1 protein-coding gene is annotated in these 1,233 nt (G+C 59.4%); it reads right to left on the reverse strand.

What is annotated here, in order from left to right:
• Positions 1-850, reverse strand: an 850-nt coding sequence (locus F8N49_RS27770; RefSeq protein ID WP_151553308.1) for a DUF2242 domain-containing protein, incomplete at its 3' end; no start/stop codon positions are given.
• Positions 851-1,233: the final 383 nt, after the last annotated feature.

Genomic DNA, 1,233 nt, shown 5'->3' on the forward strand with positions numbered 1-1,233 from the left:
GGCCCGACGCAGGCATCGCCGGAATCGGCTCTGACGGTGGCGGGATATCCGGGTTGGTCGGTGGCGTGATGGTTTCGCTGGCGGGCGTGGGCTCTTCCAAGGGCGCTGGGGCAGGCGTAATCGGCGTCGATTCCGCTGGCGGTACTACCGGCTCGGAGCTCACTGGTGCGGTTTCAGCCGGGGCTGGTGCAGGTTCTGCAGCCGGCGCGGGGGCCGGTTCCGCTGCAGGTGTCGGCGCCAGAGGCGCAGGTGCAGGTGCCGCTTTTGGTTCTGGCACACCAAGATCGGTTTTCGGCTTTTCTTCGATGTGTGCAGCTTTCTTCGCATCGGCGGGCAGGAACTGCTCCACCAGTGTGAAGAAACGCTCGTAGAACTTCTGCGCAATGACCGTCTCACTGGCGACCTTGACCATCGAGTCGTCCGAGGAGCCGATCGGCATCGACACCGAGCCCAACACACCAACCCCGAGGCTGGCCGAGTTGTTGGTCTTCTTCAACGCATAACGATCCTGCAAGGCGTTGGCGAACACTGTCGCATGATGGCCGGCGCTGCCATCTTCGGCGCAGACCACGTTGAAGCTGATCTCGAGATGGGTCTCGCCGGTCTGCTGGAAGCTCTTGTGACCGCTGACCAGCTTCGGATCACTGCTGGTAATGATGTAGCCCTGACTGAGCAACGCGCGCCGGGCCGCTTCGCAACTGGCGGTGTCGGTTACCGGATAATTGCGCGAAAAGGTGCCGGAGTCATCGAAGTTCTCATGCTCATAGATAGGCTTGTCCTTCGAACAACCGGCCACCGCAGTCAACAAAAGCGCCAGCCCGACAACACGCATGGGAGTGAAAATCAACATTGAACATCCTGAGGGAAAACAGTCCGGGGCGTATTGTGCAACAGATCGCCGCCCCATGGCGCATGGAATAGTGTCAAGAATCGGTTACAACTTTACCGGTCATGGCCATCAGGAAAAAGCCGCGTGGACAAATGATCGATCAACGCGCGCAATTTCGCTGTCGCTTGTTGACTCGACGGCCACAACACCCTAGCCGCCCGACGTGTTCTAAACGCCAAGGGACGGTGTATATCCAAGAATCAGGTCGGCTGTCAGGCCGCTTTCGCGAGCAGGCTCGCTTGTATGGTAGGACTTGAAGGGAGGAGGAGGGACAAGGCTCGATTCTGACTGTTAGCGCAGTACAGACCGTGGGAGATTTTCACCCTCCTCCTTTCACCCAAGCG

Source organism: Pseudomonas sp. GXM4 (genome assembly GCF_008923895.1).
Taxonomy (GTDB): domain Bacteria; phylum Pseudomonadota; class Gammaproteobacteria; order Pseudomonadales; family Pseudomonadaceae; genus Aquipseudomonas; species Aquipseudomonas atacamensis.